General features: G+C 67.4%; 21 protein-coding genes. 14 read left to right on the forward strand and 7 right to left on the reverse strand.

Annotation, left to right across the window (positions count from 1 at the left end):
- The first annotated feature begins 17 nt into the window (after positions 1-17).
- From ACAM54_RS19465 to ACAM54_RS19495, 7 genes are all read left to right on the forward strand, one after another.
- Complete coding sequence (locus tag ACAM54_RS19465) at positions 18-632, forward strand: TRAP transporter small permease (protein ID WP_186454213.1); 615 nt, start codon at positions 18-20, stop codon at positions 630-632.
- A gap of 1 nt (position 633) precedes the next feature.
- Positions 634-1,899, forward strand: a complete 1,266-nt coding sequence (locus ACAM54_RS19470) for a TRAP transporter large permease (RefSeq protein WP_192322581.1) — start codon at positions 634-636, stop codon at positions 1,897-1,899.
- Between the two features lie 41 nt (positions 1,900-1,940).
- On the forward strand, positions 1,941-2,942 hold the full coding sequence (locus ACAM54_RS19475; RefSeq protein WP_369648663.1) for a TRAP transporter substrate-binding protein: 1,002 nt from the start codon (positions 1,941-1,943) through the stop codon (positions 2,940-2,942).
- 123 nt (positions 2,943-3,065) lie between these two features.
- Positions 3,066-4,100 carry an ABC transporter substrate-binding protein gene (locus tag ACAM54_RS19480; protein WP_145745426.1) on the forward strand — a complete coding sequence of 345 codons (1,035 nt, stop codon included), beginning with the start codon at positions 3,066-3,068 and terminating at the stop codon, positions 4,098-4,100.
- On the forward strand, positions 4,100-4,960 hold the full coding sequence (locus ACAM54_RS19485) for an ABC transporter ATP-binding protein (RefSeq protein WP_145745428.1): 861 nt from the start codon (positions 4,100-4,102) through the stop codon (positions 4,958-4,960). Before ACAM54_RS19480 ends, ACAM54_RS19485 begins: the two co-directional genes overlap by 1 nt.
- A 9-nt stretch (positions 4,961-4,969) precedes the next feature.
- On the forward strand, positions 4,970-5,740 hold the full coding sequence (locus tag ACAM54_RS19490) for an ABC transporter permease (RefSeq protein WP_145745430.1): 771 nt from the start codon (positions 4,970-4,972) through the stop codon (positions 5,738-5,740).
- Between the two features lie 18 nt (positions 5,741-5,758).
- On the forward strand, positions 5,759-6,241 hold the full coding sequence (locus ACAM54_RS19495) for a nucleoside deaminase (protein ID WP_369648664.1): 483 nt from the start codon (positions 5,759-5,761) through the stop codon (positions 6,239-6,241).
- Between the two features lie 21 nt (positions 6,242-6,262).
- Here ACAM54_RS19495 and ACAM54_RS19500 read toward each other — a convergent pair whose 3' ends face one another.
- The 5 genes from ACAM54_RS19500 to ACAM54_RS19520 form a co-directional block, all read right to left on the reverse strand.
- Positions 6,263-6,754 carry an SUKH-3 domain-containing protein gene (locus ACAM54_RS19500; RefSeq protein ID WP_369648665.1) on the reverse strand — a complete coding sequence of 164 codons (492 nt, stop codon included), beginning with the start codon at positions 6,752-6,754 and terminating at the stop codon, positions 6,263-6,265.
- 57 nt (positions 6,755-6,811) lie between these two features.
- On the reverse strand, positions 6,812-7,036 hold the full coding sequence (locus ACAM54_RS19505) for an oxidoreductase-like domain-containing protein (RefSeq protein ID WP_145745435.1): 225 nt from the start codon (positions 7,034-7,036) through the stop codon (positions 6,812-6,814).
- Positions 7,037-7,082: 46 nt separating this feature from the next.
- Positions 7,083-7,979, reverse strand: coding sequence for a lipid A hydroxylase LpxO (gene lpxO, locus ACAM54_RS19510; protein ID WP_145745439.1), 897 nt, complete (start codon positions 7,977-7,979; stop codon positions 7,083-7,085).
- Positions 7,980-8,119: 140 nt separating this feature from the next.
- Complete coding sequence (locus ACAM54_RS19515; protein ID WP_369648666.1) at positions 8,120-8,518, reverse strand: OsmC family protein; 399 nt, start codon at positions 8,516-8,518, stop codon at positions 8,120-8,122.
- A 55-nt stretch (positions 8,519-8,573) separates the two neighbouring features.
- Positions 8,574-9,041, reverse strand: coding sequence for a winged helix-turn-helix transcriptional regulator (locus ACAM54_RS19520; RefSeq protein WP_015866742.1), 468 nt, complete (start codon positions 9,039-9,041; stop codon positions 8,574-8,576).
- Between the two features lie 129 nt (positions 9,042-9,170).
- Here ACAM54_RS19520 and ACAM54_RS19525 point away from each other — a divergent pair, with 129 nt between their 5' ends.
- Positions 9,171-10,472: a D-amino acid dehydrogenase gene (locus ACAM54_RS19525; protein ID WP_369648667.1), complete on the forward strand. Its 1,302-nt coding sequence runs from the start codon at positions 9,171-9,173 to the stop codon at positions 10,470-10,472.
- Between the two features lie 12 nt (positions 10,473-10,484).
- On the opposite strand, the gene ACAM54_RS19530 is transcribed toward ACAM54_RS19525, so the two are convergent.
- Positions 10,485-11,567: a Rieske 2Fe-2S domain-containing protein gene (locus tag ACAM54_RS19530; RefSeq protein ID WP_369648668.1), complete on the reverse strand. Its 1,083-nt coding sequence runs from the start codon at positions 11,565-11,567 to the stop codon at positions 10,485-10,487.
- Positions 11,568-11,874: 307 nt separating this feature from the next.
- On the opposite strand from ACAM54_RS19530, the gene ACAM54_RS19535 reads away from it, so the two are divergent.
- The 3 genes from ACAM54_RS19535 to ACAM54_RS19545 are packed head-to-tail and all read left to right on the forward strand — an operon-like array spanning position 11,875 to position 14,292.
- Entirely contained in the window at positions 11,875-12,903 is a 1,029-nt protein-coding gene (locus tag ACAM54_RS19535) for an ABC transporter substrate-binding protein (protein ID WP_369648669.1), read from the forward strand.
- Positions 12,900-13,430 carry a nucleoside deaminase gene (locus ACAM54_RS19540; RefSeq protein ID WP_369648670.1) on the forward strand — a complete coding sequence of 177 codons (531 nt, stop codon included), beginning with the start codon at positions 12,900-12,902 and terminating at the stop codon, positions 13,428-13,430. Before ACAM54_RS19535 ends, ACAM54_RS19540 begins: the two co-directional genes overlap by 4 nt.
- 31 nt (positions 13,431-13,461) lie before the next feature.
- Positions 13,462-14,292, forward strand: coding sequence for an urease accessory protein UreD (locus tag ACAM54_RS19545; RefSeq protein WP_369648671.1), 831 nt, complete (start codon positions 13,462-13,464; stop codon positions 14,290-14,292).
- A gap of 4 nt (positions 14,293-14,296) precedes the next feature.
- Here ACAM54_RS19545 and ACAM54_RS19550 read toward each other — a convergent pair whose 3' ends face one another.
- Positions 14,297-15,175 (reverse strand): LysR substrate-binding domain-containing protein, encoded by an 879-nt coding sequence (locus ACAM54_RS19550; RefSeq protein ID WP_369648672.1) that lies wholly within the window; start codon positions 15,173-15,175, stop codon positions 14,297-14,299.
- Positions 15,176-15,281: 106 nt separating this feature from the next.
- Between ACAM54_RS19550 and ACAM54_RS19555 the strand changes: the two genes are divergently transcribed.
- The 3 genes from ACAM54_RS19555 (at position 15,282) to ACAM54_RS19565 (ending at position 18,616) form a co-directional block, all read left to right on the forward strand.
- A complete protein-coding gene (locus ACAM54_RS19555) occupies positions 15,282-15,872 on the forward strand; it encodes a mercaptosuccinate dioxygenase (protein ID WP_369648673.1) in 591 nt (196 codons plus the stop codon).
- 87 nt (positions 15,873-15,959) lie between these two features.
- The gene (locus tag ACAM54_RS19560) at positions 15,960-17,546 is read left to right on the forward strand and encodes a rhodanese-like domain-containing protein (protein WP_369648674.1); all 1,587 of its coding nucleotides are present in this window, start codon (positions 15,960-15,962) and stop codon (positions 17,544-17,546) included.
- 59 nt (positions 17,547-17,605) lie between these two features.
- Positions 17,606-18,616, forward strand: coding sequence for a Bug family tripartite tricarboxylate transporter substrate binding protein (locus ACAM54_RS19565; RefSeq protein ID WP_369648675.1), 1,011 nt, complete (start codon positions 17,606-17,608; stop codon positions 18,614-18,616).
- Positions 18,617-18,648 lie beyond the last annotated feature (32 nt).

Consider the following 18,648-nt stretch of genomic DNA (forward strand, 5'->3'; position numbering starts at 1 on the left):
CCTTCCTCTCTTCTCACATGGCAGAACACGCCCTGGAACGCGGGAGCTTCTCCCGCCGGGTGCTCGATGCGTCCGACTTCGTGCTGCGCTGCGAGCGCCACCTGCTCTCGGCTCTGATGGGCCTGCTCATCGCGCTGGTGCTGCTGAACGTGGCCACGCGCTACGCCGGCGTGCCGATCTACTGGGTCGACGAAGCCTCGGTGTACTGCGTGGTGTGGCTCACCTTCATCGGCGCCTCGGCGATGACGCGGCTGCGGCTGGACTTTGCGGTGACGCTGCTCACCGACAAGCTCGGCGAGAAGGCCGTGCGCATCGCCAAGGCCACCGCCTCCGGCGGCGTGCTGCTGCTGGGCTTCGCGCTGCTGGCGATGTGCTGGCTCTACATGGATCCGCTGGGCATCGCGCGCTACGGTTTCGATGCCAAGGAGTACGCGGCCGAGTCCTTCAACTTTCTCTACACCGAGCGCACGCAGACGCTGAACTGGCCGACCTGGGCCATCCAGCTGATCCTGCCGGTGTTCTCGCTCACGCTCAGCCTGCATGCGCTGTCCAACCTCATCGAGGACCTCGGCCTGCAGCCCAGGCGCACGCACACCGAGTTCCACGTGACCAACGCTGACGCGGTGAACTGACATGCTGACCTCCCTCTTCTTCCTGGTGATCATGCTGGTCGGCGTGCCGATCGGCGCCTGCCTGTGCCTGGCGGGCATCGTCTACATCCTCAATTCCGGCGACACGGTGCTGTTCCAGTCGTTCCCGGTGCAGATGTTCGGCGGCGTCGACAGCTACAGCCTCATTGCGATTCCGCTGTTCATCCTGATCGGCGAGATCATGAACGGCGGCGGCATCACGAAGCGGCTGGTCGACCTCGCGCTGGCCTTCATCGGCTCGGTGAAGGGCGGGCTCGCCTACGTGAACATCCTGGCCAACATGCTGGTGTCGTCGATCATCGGCTCGGCCACCGCGCAGGTGGCCATCATGAGCCAGATCATGGTGCCCGAGATGGAGAAGCAGGGCTACGACAAGACCTTCGCGGCCGGCATCACGGTGTATGGCGGCATGCTGGGGCCGATCATTCCGCCCTCGGTGATGTTCGTGGTGTACAGCGTGCTCGCGCAGGTGGCGGTGGGCGACATGCTCATTGCCGGCATCATCCCCGGCGTGATCCTCACGGTGCTGTTCTTCATCGTGATCGCGTGCATGGGCTTCTTCTACAACTACCCGCGCACCGAGAAGCGCACCCTCCGGCAGCGCCTGCACACGATGCTCACGGCCTGCCCGACGCTGCTGATCCCGATCGTGATCGTCGGCTCCATTCTGGGCGGCTTCGCCAACCCGACCGAGGCGGCCGCTGTGGGCGCGGTGGCCGCGGTGCTGGTGGGCCGCTACGTCACGAAGGAATTCCGCTTCGCGATGATTCCGCAGATCCTGCTGAAGTCGGCGATCTATTCGGCGGTGGTGCTGTTCCTGGTGGCCGCGGCGGCCGTGTTCTCGTGGCTGCTGATCTACGGCAAGGTGCCGCAGGCCACGGCCGCATGGATCCAGACCGTGGCCAGGGACCCGATCGCGTTCCTGCTGCTCGTGAACCTGATCCTGCTGGTGATCGGCACCGTGATCGACGGCATTCCGGGGCTGATCATGACGGTGCCCATCCTCCTGCCCATCGCCACCGAGATCTACGGCATCGACCCGCGCCACTTCGGCGTGGTGGTGGTGATCAACCTCGTGCTCGGGCTGATGACGCCGCCCGTGGGCCTGAGCTTCTTCGTGGCCTCCGCCGTGACCGGCGCCAAGCCCGGAAAGATGTTCATCGTCACCCTGCCCTTCTTCCTGATCTGCTGCGCCGCGCTGGTGCTGCTGTCGCTGTTCCCGAGCCTGTCGCTCGCGCTCATCAAGTAAGCGCCGTCGCCCTCCCTTTCCCTTCTCAACCGGAGCCTCGCATGTCCCTCTCTCGCCGCAAATTCGTCGTCCAGGCCGCAGCCGGTACCGCTGCCGCGTCGTCCGCTCTCTTTTGCACCGTGTCGCGCGCGGCGGCCGCCAAGGAATTCCGCCTCGGCCTCATCACGCCGGCCGGCCACTCGTGGAATCGCGCCGCGGTGGGCTTTGGCGAAGCGCTCAAGAAGGCGACCGACGGCCGCCTGAGCGCCACGGTGTTCCATTCGGGCCAGCTGGGCAACGAGTCGGCGATGATGCAGCAGCTGCAGTCCGGCGCGCTGGACATGGGCTGGATCCAGGCCGCCGAACTCGGCTCGCGCGTGTCCAGCGTGGCGGCCATCAACGCGCCCTACCTCGTGCGCTCGACCACCAACGTGGCCTCGCTGGTGCGCACCCCCGCCGCGCTGAAGCTGCTCGACGTGCTGCCGCGCGAGACCGGCACCATCGGCCTGGGCTGGGGCATCACCGGCATGCGCGTGGTGTTCGCGACCAAGCCCATCGCCACGCCCACCGACCTCAAGGGCATGAAGCTGCGCATCAACCCGACGCCCGTATACCGCGACTTCTACCAGCTGCTGGGCGCCGCGCCCACGCCCATTCCGACGCCGGCCGTTTTCGACGCCATGTCGAACGGCCAGGTCGACGGGCTCGAAGCGGACATCGAGTTCTCGTGGAACCAGCGCTTCGACCGCGTCGCAAAAACAATGCTGCCGATGAATGCGCTCTTCATGCCCTTCGCGCCGCTGGTGTCGGGCCGCATCTGGAAAACGCTCGACGGCAAGGACAAGGCGCTCATCACCGACCTCGTCAAGCAGTCGCTCGATGCGCAGATCAAGGACATCGTGACCACCGAGCTCGGCCTGATCGACAAGTTCAAGGCCAGCGGCATCACGATCAAGAGCGATGCCGGCTACAACCCCGCGCCGGTCATCGCGGAGTTCGACAAGATCTGGCTGCCCAAGGCGCCGCAGATCGCGGAGCTGCGCAAGATCGGCGCGACGCTCTGAACCAGGCCGGTGCGCCGCCGCCCCATCGCGCACCACAACAGTTCCACGGAAAGGTTCGCACCAATCGCGTGCGGGCACCGTTTTTGCTTGAATGCAGAAGCATTCACCTCCAACGGATCCTGCATGAACAAGCGCCAACTGCTCCAGTCCTTCCTCGCCGCCTCGGCCCTGAGCTTCGGCCTCACCCCGGCCTTTGCCCAAGCCCCGACGCCGATCAAGTTCCAGCTCGACTGGCGCTTCGAAGGACCGGCCGCGCTGTTCCTGCATCCCGCCGCCAAGGGCTACTTCAAGGCCGCGGGCCTCGACGTGAGCATCGACGCGGGCAACGGCTCGGGCGGCACGGTCACGCGCGTGGCCTCGGGCGCCTACGACATGGGCTTTGCCGACCTGGCCGCGCTGATGGAATTCCACGCCAACAACCCCGACAGCCCGAACAAGCCGGTCGCGGTGATGATGGTCTACAACAACACGCCGGCCTCGGTCATGGCGCTCAAGAAGAGCGGCATCGCCAAGCCGGGCGACCTGGCCGGCAAGAAGCTCGGCGCGCCGGTGTTCGACGCGGGCCGCCGCGCGTTCCCGATCTTTGCCAAGGCCAACAACATCGGCGCGGTCAACTGGACCGCCATGGACCCGACGCTGCGCGAAACCATGCTGATGCGCGGCGACATCGACGCCATCACCGGCTTCACCTTCACCTCGCTGCTGAACCTGGAGGCGCGTGGCGCCAAGGCCGCCGACATCGTCGTGCTGCCCTACCCCGACTACGGCGTGAAGCTCTACGGCAACGTGATCATCGCCTCGCCCAAGCTCATCAAGGAGAACCCGGAAGCGGTGAAGAAATTCCTCTCGGCCTTTGCCAAGGGCGCGAAGGAAGTCATCGCCAATCCTGCCGTGGCCATCGAATCGGTCAAGGCGCGCGACGGCATCATCGACAGCAAGCTCGAGACCCGCCGCCTTCAGCTGGCCATCGACACCGTGATCAACAGCGCCGACGCGCGCAGCGAAGGCTTCGGCACGGTGAACGCCGGCCGCATGTCGCTGATGGCCTCGCAGGTGTCGGACGCGTTCAACACCAAGACCCGCGTGAGCCCCGACGCCGTGTGGACCGCCGCGCTGCTGCCGCCCGCGGCCGAACTCAACGGCGTCCTGCGCAAGTGATGCAGGCGGACGCATCGGGCGCGGCCGCTGCTCCCTTCGTCGACTTCCAGGACGTCTGGCTCGCCTACAACGAGGAGCTGCTGCGCGCCAACCACTTCGCGGTCGAGGCCATCGACCTGAAGGTCAAGCGCGGCGAATTCATCGCCATCGTCGGCCCCTCGGGCTGCGGCAAGTCGACCTTCATGAAGCTCACCACGGGCCTGAAGATGCCGTCGATGGGCAAGATCCGCATCGACGGCCAACCCGTGACCGGGCCGCTCAAGATCTCGGGCATGGCGTTCCAGGCGCCTTCGCTGCTGCCGTGGCGCACCACGGTCGACAACGTGCTGCTGCCGCTCGAGATCGTCGAGCCTTATCGCTCGAGCTTCAAGGCCAAACGCAAGGAATACGTCGAGCGGGCGCGCAAGCTGCTGCAGAAGGTCGGCCTTGCGGGCTATGAAGACAAGTTTCCATGGCAGCTCTCGGGCGGCATGCAGCAGCGCGCGAGCATCTGCCGCGCGCTCATCCACGAGCCCAAGATGCTGCTGCTCGACGAGCCCTTCGGCGCGCTCGATGCCTTCACGCGCGAGGAGCTCTGGTGCATCCTGCGCGACCTCTGGACCGAGCAGCAGTTCAACGTCATCCTGGTGACGCACGACCTGCGCGAATCGGTATTCCTGGCCGACACGGTGTACGTGATGAGCAAGAGCCCGGGCCGCTTCGTGGTCAAGCGCGAGATCGAGCTGCCGCGCCCGCGCGAGCTGGAGCTCACCTACACCAAGGAGTTCACCGACATCGTGCTGGAGCTGCGCGGCCACATCGGCGCCATCCGCAACACGGGCATCAGCGCGGCGCAGACGGCCGCCGCGGTGTCCCACTGAAGGCGCGCCATGAAGAACACCAAGCAAATCGAACGCTGGTCGCCCTGGCTGCTGCTGATTGCGGTGATCCTGCTGTGGCAGGTGATCTGCGCGGGCTTCGGCGTGTCGGACTTCATCTTTCCGAGCCCGCTGCGCATCTGGAACCAGTTCTGGGAGTTCAAGGAAATCATCGCGGGCCATGCGTGGCGCACCTTCTGGGTCACGATGGCGGGCTTCGGCCTGGCCATTGTGGTGGGCGTGCTGCTGGGCTTCGTGATCGGCAGTTCGCGCATCGCGTATGCGGCGATCTATCCGCTCATGACGGCGTTCAACGCGCTGCCCAAGGCGGCCTTCGTGCCGATCCTGGTGGTGTGGTTCGGCATCGGCGTGGGACCGGCGATCCTCACGGCCTTTCTGATCAGCTTCTTCCCGATCATGGTCAACATCGCGACCGGCCTGGCCACGCTGGAGCCCGAGCTCGAAGACGTGCTGCGCGTGCTCGGCGCCAAGCGCTGGGACGTGCTCATGAAGATCGGCCTGCCGCGCTCCATGCCCTACTTCTTCGGCTCGCTCAAGGTGGCGATCACGCTGGCCTTCGTCGGCACCACGGTGAGCGAGATGACCGCCGCCAACGAAGGCATCGGCTACCTGCTCATTTCAGCCGGCTCGGCCATGCAGATGGGCCTGGCCTTCGCGGGGCTGATGGTGGTGGGCGCGATGGCCATGCTGATGTACGAGCTCTTCAGCGTGATCGAGAAGCACACCACGGGCTGGGCGCACCGCGGCTCCCAGAACCAGTGATTCGCGCATGATCCACGGATGACCCACGAACAGATCATCCGCGCGCTTCGCCGCGCCAACGAGGTCGCCCGCCGCGCCATGGCGATGGGCCGCCATCCCTTCGGCGCGGTGCTCGTGGCGCCCGACGGCGAGACGATCCTGGCCGAGCAGGGCAACATCGACACGGTGAACCACGCCGAAGCCACGCTGGCGCGCCATGCGGCGCAGAACTGGCCGGCGGAGTACCTGTGGCAATGCACGCTGGTCACGACCTTCGAGCCCTGCGCGATGTGCGCGGGCACCAGCTACTGGGCGCACATCGGCCGCATCGTCTACGGCGCGGAAGAATCGGCCCTGCTCGCACTCACGGGCGACCACCCCGAGAACCCCACGCTGAGCCTGCCCTGCCGCGAAGTGTTCGCGCGCGGGCAGAAGAAGATCGAGGTGATCGGGCCGGTCGCCGAGGTGGCGGAAGAAATGATCGCCACGCACCGCGGCTTCTGGGAAGCGCGCGGGCATTGAAGCCGAGTCCGCCCGCAATGATCAGGGACGGTAGACGGCGGGATGCGACGCATCATGGTCGATCCCATAGAGACTCGTGCTCGCCTGTCCGTGAAGCAGCACCGGACGAACCCTTCGCCCCTGCAACAGCGTGCGCAGCGCATCGGCCATCGACTCGCCGCAAAGCCAGAACGCATCGTGGACCAGGCTGGCGCCGAACCACCGTCCCTTGCCGTCGATCAAGAGCAAGCTGTAGCCTTGGCCGACCTCCGCCACCGTGACGAGGTGCTCGCCGACGGTCGCTTCGTAGAGTTCGTGGCCCGAGTCTTCGAAGGGCTGCGACATGAAGTCGATGTCGGACGTTGGGCATTCCTCGCCTGCGCCCGGATTGAAAACCTTCAGACCCAGAAAGCTGGCCAGGATGCCTGCCGCAGGATGCCCTGCGGGAACGCCCTCGGGGACCGGCACCACCCTGCCGGGATACCAGCCAGCAGCAAGGAAGAAGGCTTGGAGGTCGGCTGGAACTTCGGGCATGGGGAGCAAGCAGATGGCCCTCGTGTATTGCGCGTAGCCAAAAAAAGCTCCGCGGCGCTAGGCCAGCAACAGCGTGGCCTCGTCGCGCCAGTAGGCCACGGCGGCCAGCCAGCCCTCCCACACGCAGCCGTTGCAGCCGCGCCCGCAGCAGGTGGTGGGCTCGGGCGGCGGCACGCGCAAGGCGAGCCGCTGCGCAGCGGCTTCCAACTGAACGGCCGCAATCAGCGCCTGTGCGCTGGCAAGGTCGACTGGAACGGGCAGGTCTTTGTCTGCAAACGACATGGGCTGGCAGCGGCGCCAAGGCGCCGCGCGGCATCGGGCTTGCGCCTTACCAGAAGATCCAGAGCGCGAGGCCGCCGAAGATCGACCATTTCACGAGGTAGTACACCCGCTTGTCCCAGGCCTTGAGGCGCTTGCCGATCACGCGGATCTGGTAGATGTACTTGAACGCACGGTTGATGCCGCCAGTCTTGTCGCCGGCATCATTGGGCGAGGCGGCGGCGGCCAGCAGGTTCTTCGCGAACCAGCGGTTCACGGCGCTGGCCCAGCGGTACTTCAGCGGGCGCTCGATGTCGCAGAACAGGATCACGCGGTCCTTGTCCGTCGTGTTCTCGGCGTAGTGGATGTAGGTTTCGTCGAACACCACGGCCTCGCCGTCGCGCCAGTGGTAGCGCTGGCCGTCCACGTCGATGTAGCAGCCCTCCACGCCCGGCGTCCACAGGCCCAGGTGGTAGCGCAGCGAACCGGCGAAGGGGTCGCGGTGGCGCACCAGGCGGCTGCCCGGTGGCAGCTCGGCGAACATGGCCGCCTTGATGGTGCCGATGCCCTTGAGCAGTTCGGTGGTGCGCGGGCACAGGATGGCGGCCGAGGGATGCGCCTCGTCATACCACTTCAGGTAGAAGCGCTTCCAGCCGCTTTTGAAGAAGGAGTTGAAGCCCACGTCGTTGAACTGGCTCGAGGCCTTGATGCTGCCGCCGTTGCGCATGGCGAGCGCCTCTTCGCGGATGACCTGCCAGTTCTCCTCGAGCACGCGCATTTCGGGAAACTGCGCGGGCGACAGGTACGGCGTGCTCGGCACCTTCGAGAAGATGTACATGAAGGCGTTCAGCGGCGCGAGGAAGGTCGAGTGGTCGGACAGCTGCCTGAAGAAGCGGTGCCGGACCTGGCCGCGGAAGTGAACGTAGAGCGCGCTGAGCGCGAAGATGGCGAGAATGACCCACTTCATTGGTGAAAGTGTCCTGTAGACGGCGCGGGGGTAGCCGGGTAGTGTAAATCGTTGCCCCAAACCTGGGCTGACCACGCCCTTTGCCCCCGTCCGGGACATGCCGGCCCCGCAGGCCGCGCCCTGCGCGGGTGGGCGCCGTCTCAGGCCCAGCCGGTCTCGATCTCGGTCTTCACCTCGGTCATGAGCCGGTGCACCGGGCACTTGCCGGCCACGCGCAGCAGCTCGTCGCGCTGCGCCTCGGTCAGCTCGCCGGTCACGCGCAGGCTCGACTTCAGCCGGTAGACGCCCTTGCGCTCCTCGCTGTCGTCGCGGTCGACGATCACCTCGATGTCTTCCACCGCCATGCCCTTGCGGCGCGCGTAGATCAGCACGGTGAGCGCCTTGCAGGCGGCCAGCGACGCGTCGTACAGGTCGTGCGGCTCCGGCCCCGCATCGCTGCCGCCGCCGGCCGGCGAGGCATCGATGGGAATCTCGTGGTTGCGGATCTTGAGAATGTGGCGCGTGCCCGTGATGCCGTCGCGCCGGACCGAGATGCTCATGCCGATGTCCTTGTGGGGTGTGGATGCCGGGCGCGATGTTAGCCCGCCACCCGCTTCAGCGGTCGACCGCGAGCATCAGCGTTTCCTTGATCTCCTCCATCACCACGTAGCTGTGCGATTCCGCCGCCACGGGCAGCTTCTTGAGGATGTCGCCCAGGAGGTGCCGGTACTCGCTCATGCCGCTCAGGCGTGCCTTCACAAGGTAGTCGAAGCTGCCCGAGACCAGATGGCACTCGAGCACCTCGGGCATGTGCAGCAGTTCCTTGCGCACCTTGTCGAACACCTCGCCCGACTTGGCCGAGAGCTTGATCTCCACGAACACCAGCAGCGTCTTGCCCAGCGCCTCGGGCGACACATGCGCGTGGTAGCCGCTGATGACGCCCTCGCGCTCCATGCGCTTCACGCGCTCCGCGCAGGGCGATGCCGACAGGCCGATGCGCTCGGCCAGTTCGGTCATGGAGATGCGGCCCTGGCGCTGCAGCAGGTCGAGGATCTTGCGGTCGATGCGGTCGAGTTCGGGCATTTCACTCCGGGGCTGGCAATTGGCTTGCTATCTGCAGTGAATTTCACTGTCAATCGTCAAAAAACAATGAAATCCACTGCATTGTGCACTTTAGATTCCACTCATCCACCTTCATTCGCGTAAATACCCATGAAAGTCATCGTTCTCGGCGGCGGCGTGATCGGCACCACCACGGCCTACTACCTCGCGCGCTCCGGCGCCGACGTGACGCTGCTCGACCGGCAGACCGGCCCTGCCGAGGAAACCAGCTTCGGCAACGCCGGGCAGGTGTCGCCGGGCTACTCGACGCCATGGGCGGCGCCCGGCATTCCGCTGAAGGCCATCAAGTGGATGTTCCAGAAGCACGCGCCGCTGTCGATCCGCCCCGACGGCACGCTGTTCCAGCTGCGCTGGATGGCCGCCATGCTGCGCAACTGCTCGCCCGAACGCTACGCGGTCAACAAGGAACGCATGATGCGCGTGGCCGAATACAGCCGCGGCTGCCTGCAGCAGCTGCGCGCCGAAACCGGCCTGCGGTACGAGCACCGCACCGGCGGCACACTGCAGCTGTTCCGCACCCAGGCGCAGCTCGACGCGGTGCAGCGCGACATCGCGGTGCTCGAGGAATGCGGCGTGCCCTACGAGCTGCTCGACCGCGATGCGCTCGCGCGCGTCGAACCCGCGCTCGCCGGCGCGCGCGACCGGCTCGCGGGCGGCCTGCGCCTGCCGAACGACGAGACCGGCGACTGCCATTTGTTCACCCGCGGCCTGGCTGACATCGCCCGCGGCCTGGGCGTGGATTTCCGCTTCGGCCAGTCGGTCGAAGGCCTCGAGATGGCGGGCGACCGCATCACGGGCGTTCGAACCAGTGCCGGCAAGATCCTCACGGCCGACCGCTACGTGATGGCCTTCGGCAGCTACTCGCGCGCCGCCATCGCATCGCTGGGGCTGGACATTCCGGTCTACCCCGTCAAGGGCTACTCGCTCACCGTGCCGCTGGTCGACGAATCGCTGGCACCGCAATCGACCGTGCTCGACGAAACCTACAAGGTGGCCGTCACGCGCTTCGACAACCGCATCCGCGTGGGCGGCATGGCCGAGCTCGGCGGCTTCGACCTGCGGCTGAACCCGCACCGCCGCGCCACGCTCGAGAAAGTGGTGAGCGACCTGTTCCCGGGCGGCGACCTGCCGCGCGCCACCTTCTGGACCGGCCTGCGCCCGATGACGCCGGACAGCACGCCCATCGTCGGCGCCACGCGCTATGCGAACCTGTTCCTCAACACCGGCCACGGCACGCTCGGCTGGACCATGGCCTGCGGCTCGGGCAAGCTCATCTCCGACCTCGTGACCGGACAGCGACCGGAGATCCGCACCGATGGCCTGGCGATGGACCGCTACGCGTCCGGCTCATCGCACGCGGCGCACCCGAACCCGGCCACGGCTCACGCCTGAGGCAGCGGCCGCTCAGGCAGCCTTCGCGATCGGAATCGTTTCGCTGGCCATGCCGCGGTAGACCTCGGCCTCGCCGTGCTTCGCCAGCAGCTGCATCAGGTGCTTGCGGATCAGCATGCCGGGCCGGTCCGACTCCATCGAATACTCCACGCCGCGCCGGCGCGTGTCGACCAAGGCATCGGGGTCGGTCGATTCGAGGATGTCCTTGTCCTCGCGCGTGACCGCCTCGTCGAAGTCGATCAGCATCTGTGCGGTGCAGTCGGCCTCGGTGTCGTTGCGGAACAGCCATTGGCACAGTTGCATGCGCCCGTCGTCGATGGGCGTGAAGCAGTTGATGATGATGTGTCGCACGCCGCTCGGGTATTCGATGTCGAGCCGGCGCGAGAACGGCAGGAAGTAGGCGTTGCGCATGTGGCGCGTGGTGATCGGCTCGGTCACGCCGCTGATGGCGTGGAACTTCACCGGGTTGGCCGCCTCGATCACCGTCTCGGCATAGAAGCCTGAATCGTTCTCGACCAGTTCGTACTTGCTCGGCTTCGGGCTCGCGGCCACGCCGAAGGTGGCGCGGTGCACGAAGCTGAAATGCGAGTTGTCGAACGAATTCTCGAGCGCGCGCATCGGGCTGGTCTGCCACTCTTCGTAGAACTGGAAGATGGTGCGGTAGCCCGGGTCGCCGAACTCCGGGATGGCGGGAATGTCGGCGATGGGCTCTTCCAGCGCCACCCATGCGTAGCCGTAGCGCGCGGTGCAGCGGTAGGCGGTGGTGCGGTACTCCGGCGAGATCTTGCGGTCGGCCTCGTACTGCGGAATGCGGATCACCTGGCCGCTGCGGTCGTAGGTCCAGCCGTGATAGCCGCACTGGATCGCGCCCTGCCCGCAGGCCTGGCCTTCGCCATCGACGCACCAGCCTTTCGACAGCTTCGCGGTGCGGTGGCAGCAGCGGTCGCGCAATGCGGCAGGCTGGCCGCCGGCATCGAGGAAGAGAACGATGTCTTCGCCCAGCAGTCTGAAGGGCCTCGGGCCGCTGGCCAGCTCGGTGAGCGGCATGACGGCATGCCAGAACTTGCGGAAGACGGGTTGTCGGGTGACGAGCATGCGTGGACTCCTTCTGTTGTTGCGCGTGGGTACGAACGAACCTGAAAGAGCAATTTCCTGCCGCGAGGGCTGAACGCTTCTACTCTGCGCCACCTGCCATGCAAATTGCGCGCCTGCATTGTGGCGCAGGTCGGCCGCGCCTCCAAGCACGCGGCCCGCCCTGGCATGGCTCGTGCATCGGCTCCCGCAAGAGTAGAAGCGTTCAGCAGCGCACGCACCACCGTTGTGCGCCCGCCCGGAAATTGCTCTTGAAGTGCCTTCCGCCGTGTGCGGAGGGATTCAAGACCCGAGGATTCCGAGGCCCCACATGCAACGTCGATTCTTTCTTGCGGCCAGTGCCGCCACCCTTGCCGCTCCCGCCGTCTTCGCCCAGGGCGGCGGCAAGCCGACCCCGCTCAAGTTCACGCTCGACTTCCGCATCAACGGCCAGACCGCGCCCTTCTTCCTGGCGCACAGCAAGGGCTACTACAGGGACGAAGGCCTCGACGTGAGCATCGACACCGGCGCCGGTTCGGTCGCTTCCATCACGCGCATCGCGAGCGGCGTCTACCAGATGGGCCTGGGCGACATCAGCTCGCTGGTCGAGTTCAATGCGCAGAACCCCGGCACGCCGATGGTGCAGGCCGTGTACCAGTACTACAACCGCGCGCCCTTCGTGATCATCGGCCGCAAGGACCGCGGCGTCACGGCCGAGTTCAAGAGCCTCGCGGGCAAGAAGGTGGCGGCCGCGGCCGTCGAATCGACCCGCCGCGCGTGGCCGATGGTGGCGCGCAAGCAGGGCATGCGCAGCGACGCCTTCCAGTGGCAGACCACCGACTTCAGCGCGCGCGACAACGTGATGGTGCGCGGCGACGTCGACGCCGCCACCTACTTTCATGATTCCGCCATTTCGCTCTTCGCGCGCATGAAGCAGGAAGAACTGTCGGTGCTCAAATATGCGGACGCGGGCGTCAACCTGTATGGCAACGCCATTCTCGCGAGCAGCAACATGATCGCGCAGAACCCCAGGGTGGTTGCGGCCTTCCTGCGCGCCACCAACCGCGCCATCGTCGAGACCTTTGCCAACCCCGCGCCCGGCATCGCGGCCATGCGCCAGCGCGAACCCATCCTGGACGAAAGGATGGAGCTTGAACGCTGGAGTGTCACGGCGCAATATGTGGGTGCCGCGGATACGCGCAGCCATGGCCTGGGCGACATCAGGAAGCTCACGCTCGAGCAGCAGGTCGACGAGGTCGCCGACGTATTCGGCCTCAAGGTCAAGCCCTCGTCCGACGCCATCTTCAACACCTCGATGCTGCCATCGCGCAGCGAACGCATGATTTCCACCAAGGCATGAACTCCAGCAACATCAACCTCCATTCAACCCTCCCCGAAGAAGCCACGCTCGACGAACGCGACGGACGCTACCTGCGCAAGGCCATCGTCTGGTCGCATGCGGCGCGCCGCCGCGGCAACCGGCCCTTCGGCTCGGTCATCGTCTCGGCCGCCGGCGAAGTGCTCGCCGAAGCCGGCAACAGCAACACCGAGACCGGCGACTGCACCGCGCATGCGGAAGTGAACGCGCTGCGCGCACTCGCGGGGCGCGGCCTCACGCGCGAAGAGCTCGCCGGCGCCACCATCTACGCGTCGGGCGAGCCCTGCGTGATGTGCGCGGGCGCCATCTTCTGGTCGAACATCGGCCGCGTGGTGTTCGGCATCGACGCCGAGCGGCTGCGCGTGTTCCGCGGCGAACGGCAGGACCAGCGTGATGCGGAGCTGTCGTGCCGCGACGTGTTCCGCGCCTCGCCGCATCCGATCGAATGCATCGGACCCGCGCTGCTCGACGAGGCCAGTGCTGCACACGACGGCGCCTGGGCCAGCTAGCCGCTCGGGGCGGGGCGAATAGACTCGTTGGATGTCCTGGCACGCCCATCTTCATCTCGACTACCGACAGGAAGCCGCCCGCAGCGTCGCGCGCTTTCGCCATGACGGGCCGCTGCGCATCCTGCAGAGCCTCTATCCCGAGGGCGATGCGATCTGCCACAACGTGCTGGTGCATCCGCCGGGCGGACTGGTGGGCGGCGACACGCTGGACATCGACATCGAGGCAGCCGGCGCAAGCCATGGGCTCATCACCACGCCCGGCGCCTCGCGCTTCTACCGCTCCGAAGGCGAACTCGCGCTGCAGCGCACGCGCATCCGGCTTGCCAAGGGCGCGCGGCTCGAGTGGCTGCCGCTGGAGGCCATCTGCTACAGCGGCTGCCGCGCAGAGAACCGGCTCACCATCGAGGCCGAGCCCGGCGCCGAGATGATCGGCTGGGACGTGACGGCCCTCGGCTTGCCGCATGCCAATCAGCCATTCGAACGCGGCACCTACCTGCAGCACATCGAAGTGCCCGGCGTCTGGCTGGAGCGCGGGCGCATCGACGCGGCGGACCAGCGGCTGCTGCAGAGCCCGCTGGGCTTCGGCGGGCATCGCTGCATCGCGTCGCTGTTCTTCGTGTCGGGCTCGCCGGCCGCGCGGGCGCGGCGCGAGGCGCTGCTTGCGCTCGCACGCACCGCCATCGATGCGCACGGGCTGCAGCAGAGCGCCGGCGCAACCAGCCCGCATGCGGAGATCGTCGTGCTGCGCGTACTGGCGCCCGTGGTGGAGCCCGCGATGCAGCTGCTGCGGCAGGTGTGGCAGGCATGGCGCGCGGAGCTGTGGCAGTTGCCGGCGAGCTCGCCGCGCATCTGGGCGACCTAGCGTTTCAGGCCGGCATGTCGGTGCGCGGCAGCCGCAGGTGCTTCTTCAAGGTTTCGAACACCTGCCGCGTGACCGGGTTCACCACGTGGCTGCGCACGTACAGGTAGTAGGCGAGGTCGGGCAGGCGCGGCATGCCGTCGCCGGCGCCCAGCACGCGCAGGCCGGCGTCGAGCTGCTCCACGCCGCGCGCCGTCACGCCGAGGCCGGCGCGCAGTGCGGCCTTGATGCCGATCAGGCTCGACGAGGTGTAGCGCGGCGTCCAGGCCACGCCCGCGGCATCGAGCGCCTCGTGGCCGATGCGGCGAAAGATGCTCGGGCCGTCGGCCATGATCAGCGGCACCGGCTTGGACGGGTCGTGCACGTAGCTCGCGGCGCACAGCCACACGGTGGGCGAGTTGCGCAGCACCACGCCCTCGAACTGCGATTGCGCATCGGCGCGGTTGGAGATGATCATGTCGACCTCGCCGCTCTTGAGCGAAGTCATGAGGTAGGGGCTGCGGCCGATGTGGATGTCCAGCTGCAGCAGCGGCGAGGTGCGCGCCACCTCGGTGAGCAGCAGCGGCAGCATGGTCTCGGCCACGTCGTGCGGCGCGCCGATGCGCAGGTTGCCTTCGAGCTCGCCCTGCCGCAGGCTGCGCAGTGCCTCGTCGTTGAGCGCGAGCAGGTGGTGCGCATAGCTCAGGAGCCGCTCGCCATGCTCGGTGAGTCGCTTCTGCCGGCCCTGCTTGGCGAACAGCGCGTGGCCCGCCTGCTCTTCGAGCCGCTGCATCTGCTGCGTGACGGCCGACTGCGTGCGACCCAGGTGCACGGCCGCCGCGGCAAAGCTGTGGTGGCTGACGACAGCCGCGAAGGAGCGCAGCAGTTCGAGATCGAGCGTGGACATACATTAATTTTATTGATGTATTTCTTGCGCGAGATGGATTGTCGTGTCACGCCCCGGTCACTACAGTGAATGCAACCACGACAAGCATCCCCACTGGAGAATCTGCATGAGCACCCTGTCCGACCAACGCCGCGAGGCGGTTGCCGCGTCCATCGCCCGGATGAAGAAAGCCATTGGCGGCGCTGAACCAACCCGAGAAAAGCTCGATGCGGTGCTCGAAGCGCTGCAAGGGCTGGCCGCGCGCACCGACTACTGGGGCGCCGCCGACTTTCCGGCGCCGGAGGCCGGCGAGCACCAGGCCCGCTACCTGATAGCCGAAGACCCGGACCAGAGCTACGCGCTCTACCTCAACGTGATGCGGCCGGGCAAGAAGATCGTGCCGCACAACCACACCACCTGGGCCTGCATTGCCGCGGTGGAAGGCACCGAGCACAACCGCGTGTACGAGCGGCGCGACGACGGCTCGGTGCCGGGCGTCGGCAAGCTCGAGGAAACCGCGCTGGTCGTGGTCGCGCCCGGCCAGGGCATTGCGCTGATGCCCGAGGACATCCACTCGGTCGAGATCCAGGGCGACCAGGTCATCCGGCACCTGCACATGTACGGCCGGGCGCTCGAGACGCTGAACCAGCGCACCGCGTACGACCTGGCGGCCGGCACGTACCAGACGATGGGCATCGGCGTGCAGACGCGCCGCTAGGCTCCTCTTTCAACCTCGTCTTCGTTCATGCGGACCGTGCGGCGCGCGGCCCCGCAGGACCGCGTTCGTTCCAACGGCTTGCTTCCCATGACCTCCTTCATCGATCCGAAGACCCTCAAATCCTGGCTGCACGACGGCGGCGAGATCGCGCTGCTCGACGTGCGCGAGCACGGCCAGTACGGCGAGGCGCACCTGTTCTACGGCATCCCGCTGCCCTTCAGCCGGCTCGAACTCGATGCGCCGCACCTCGTGCCGCGCCGCAGCGTGCGGGTGGTGGCATACGACGGCGGCGAAGGCGACGTGGCCGAACGCGCCGCCCGGCGGCTTGCCGTGCTGGGCTACACCGGCGTGCACGTTCTGCAGGGCGGCACCCGCGCCTGGAAGGCCGCGGGCCATGCGCTCTTCGCGGGCGTCAACCTGCCTTCGAAGACCTTCGGCGAGCTGGCCGAAGAGGCCTACCACACGCCCCGCGTGAGCGCCGACCAGCTGGCCGAGATGCTCGCGCGCAAGGAGAAGGTGGTGGTGCTCGACGGCCGGCCGGTGAGCGAGTTCCACAAGATGAACATCCCCACGGCCACCTGCTGCCCCAACGGCGAGCTCGCCTACCGCGTGCGCCGGCTGGTGCCCGACACCACCACGCCCATCGTCGTCAATTGCGCGGGCCGCACGCGCAGCATCATCGGCGCGCAGACGCTCATCAACCTGGGCCTGCCCAACCCCGTCTACGCGCTGGAGAACGGCACGCAGGGCTGGTACCTGAACGACCACGCGCTGGAGCACGGCAGCACGCGGCGCTATGCGGACGACAGCGGAAACACCGACCTGCGGCCGGCCGCCAAGGCGCTGGCCGAGCGCTTCGGTGTGCCCACGGTCACGGCGCAGACCGTGCAGCAGTGGGCCGGCGACGGCAGCCGCAGCCTGTTTCTCTGCGACGTGCGCACGCCCGAGGAATTCGCGGCCGGCACGCTGCCCGGTGCGCAGCACACGCCGGGCGGGCAGCTGATGCAGGCCGGCGACCAGTACTTCGGCGTGCGCGGCGCGCGGCTCGTGCTGTTCGACAACGACGGCGTGCGCGCACCCACCGTGGCGCACTGGCTGCGGCAGATGGGCCACGAGGCGAGCGTGCTCGAAGGCGGACTTGCGAGCGGGCTGTCGCTGGCGCCCGCCGCCGTGACGCCCGCGCCCGCGCTGGCGACGATCGACGCGCAGGCGCTGGCCGCCCGCCTTGCGCAAGGCAACGTGGCGCTGGTCGACCTGCGCCCGAGCATGCAGTTCCGCGCCGGTCACATTCCGCAGGCGCGCTGGTCGATACGCCCGCGCCTGGCCAACGACCTGAAGTCCGAAACGCGCCAGCTCGTGCTGGTGGCCGACGACGCTGCGCTCGCCGCCTGGGCCGCGGCGTCCGAACTGGCCGGCCGCTCGCCAGCCCCGTTGCTGCTCGAAGGCGGCATGGCCGCATGGCGCGCCGCGGGCCTGCCGGTGGAAGCCACGCCCACCCTGCCCGCCGACGCGGACTGCATCGACTACCTGTTCTTCGTGCACGACCGCCACGACGGCAACAAGGAAGCGGCGCGCCGCTACCTGGCGTGGGAGACCGGCCTGGTCGCGCAGCTCGACGCGCAGGAGCGCTCGGCCTTCAGGCTGCCGGCCGCTTCCGCCGCGCGGCACGTCTAGCTCCCCCGGTTTCGCCTTCTCCGTTCGTCGTTGTCAGTTCCTATTCCAGGAGTCCCGTCATGTCGTCTGTCCTTCGCATTCCGAGTCTTGCCCGTCTTTCGGTCGCTGCCGCATGGCTCGCGGCCATGGCCCTGCAGCCTGCCGCGGCCCAGCCGCTGCCCGCGCGCAACGGCTTTCCGTCGCAGCCCGTGAAGTTCGTCTCGCCCTTTCCTCCGGGCGGCGGCAACGACGCCACGGCCCGGCTGGTGACCACGCGGCTGCCGGAAATCATGGGCCAGGCCGCAGTGGTGGACAACCGCGGCGGCGCAGGCGGCAACATCGGCGCCAAGTCGGTGGCCGAGGCCAAGCCCGACGGCTACACCGTGCTGACCTCCCAGGTGTCGATCATGGCGGTGAACCCATCGCTCTACTCGGCGCCGGGCTTCGACCCGATCAAGAACTTCGTGCCGATCACGCAGATCAACGCGGCGCCGCTCGCGCTGGTGGTGGAGGCCCATTCGCCCTACAAGACCTTCGCCGACCTGGCCGCGCGCGCCAAGGCCAGCCCCGGCAAGGTGACCTATGCCACGCCGGGCAACGGCACGCTCTCGCACCTGGTCGGCGTGGTGCTGCAGAAGGACAGCGGCGTGGACATGACGCACGTGCCCTACAAGGGCGCCGGCCCCGCGCTCACCGACCTGCTCGGCGGGCAGGTCGACGTGCTCGTGACCTCGACCTCCTCGGTCGCGGGCATGGTGCAGAACGGCAAGCTGCGCGTGCTGGCCGTTACCAGCCCGCGCCGCATCGGCGTGTTCGCCAAGGTGCCCACTCTCGAGGAACTGGGCTATGCCAATGCCCGCTTCGAGGACTGGTACGGCTTCTTCGCGCCAGCCGGCACGCCGCCCGAGCGCGTGGCCTACCTGAACGAAGCCATCGTGCGCACGCTGCGCCTGCCCGAAGTGACCAAGCTCGTGAACGACGGCGGCAGCGAGGTGGTCGCCAACACGCCCGAAGCCTTCGCCGCGCAGCTGCGGCAGGACATCGACCGCTGGTCGCGCATCGTCAAGCTGTCGGGCGCAAAGGCGGATTGACGCACCATAGAGGCCCGTGCCCGCTGGAACAC

Origin of the sequence: Variovorax sp. V93 (assembly GCF_041154485.1) — a bacterium.
Taxonomy (GTDB): domain Bacteria; phylum Pseudomonadota; class Gammaproteobacteria; order Burkholderiales; family Burkholderiaceae_C; genus Variovorax; species Variovorax beijingensis_A.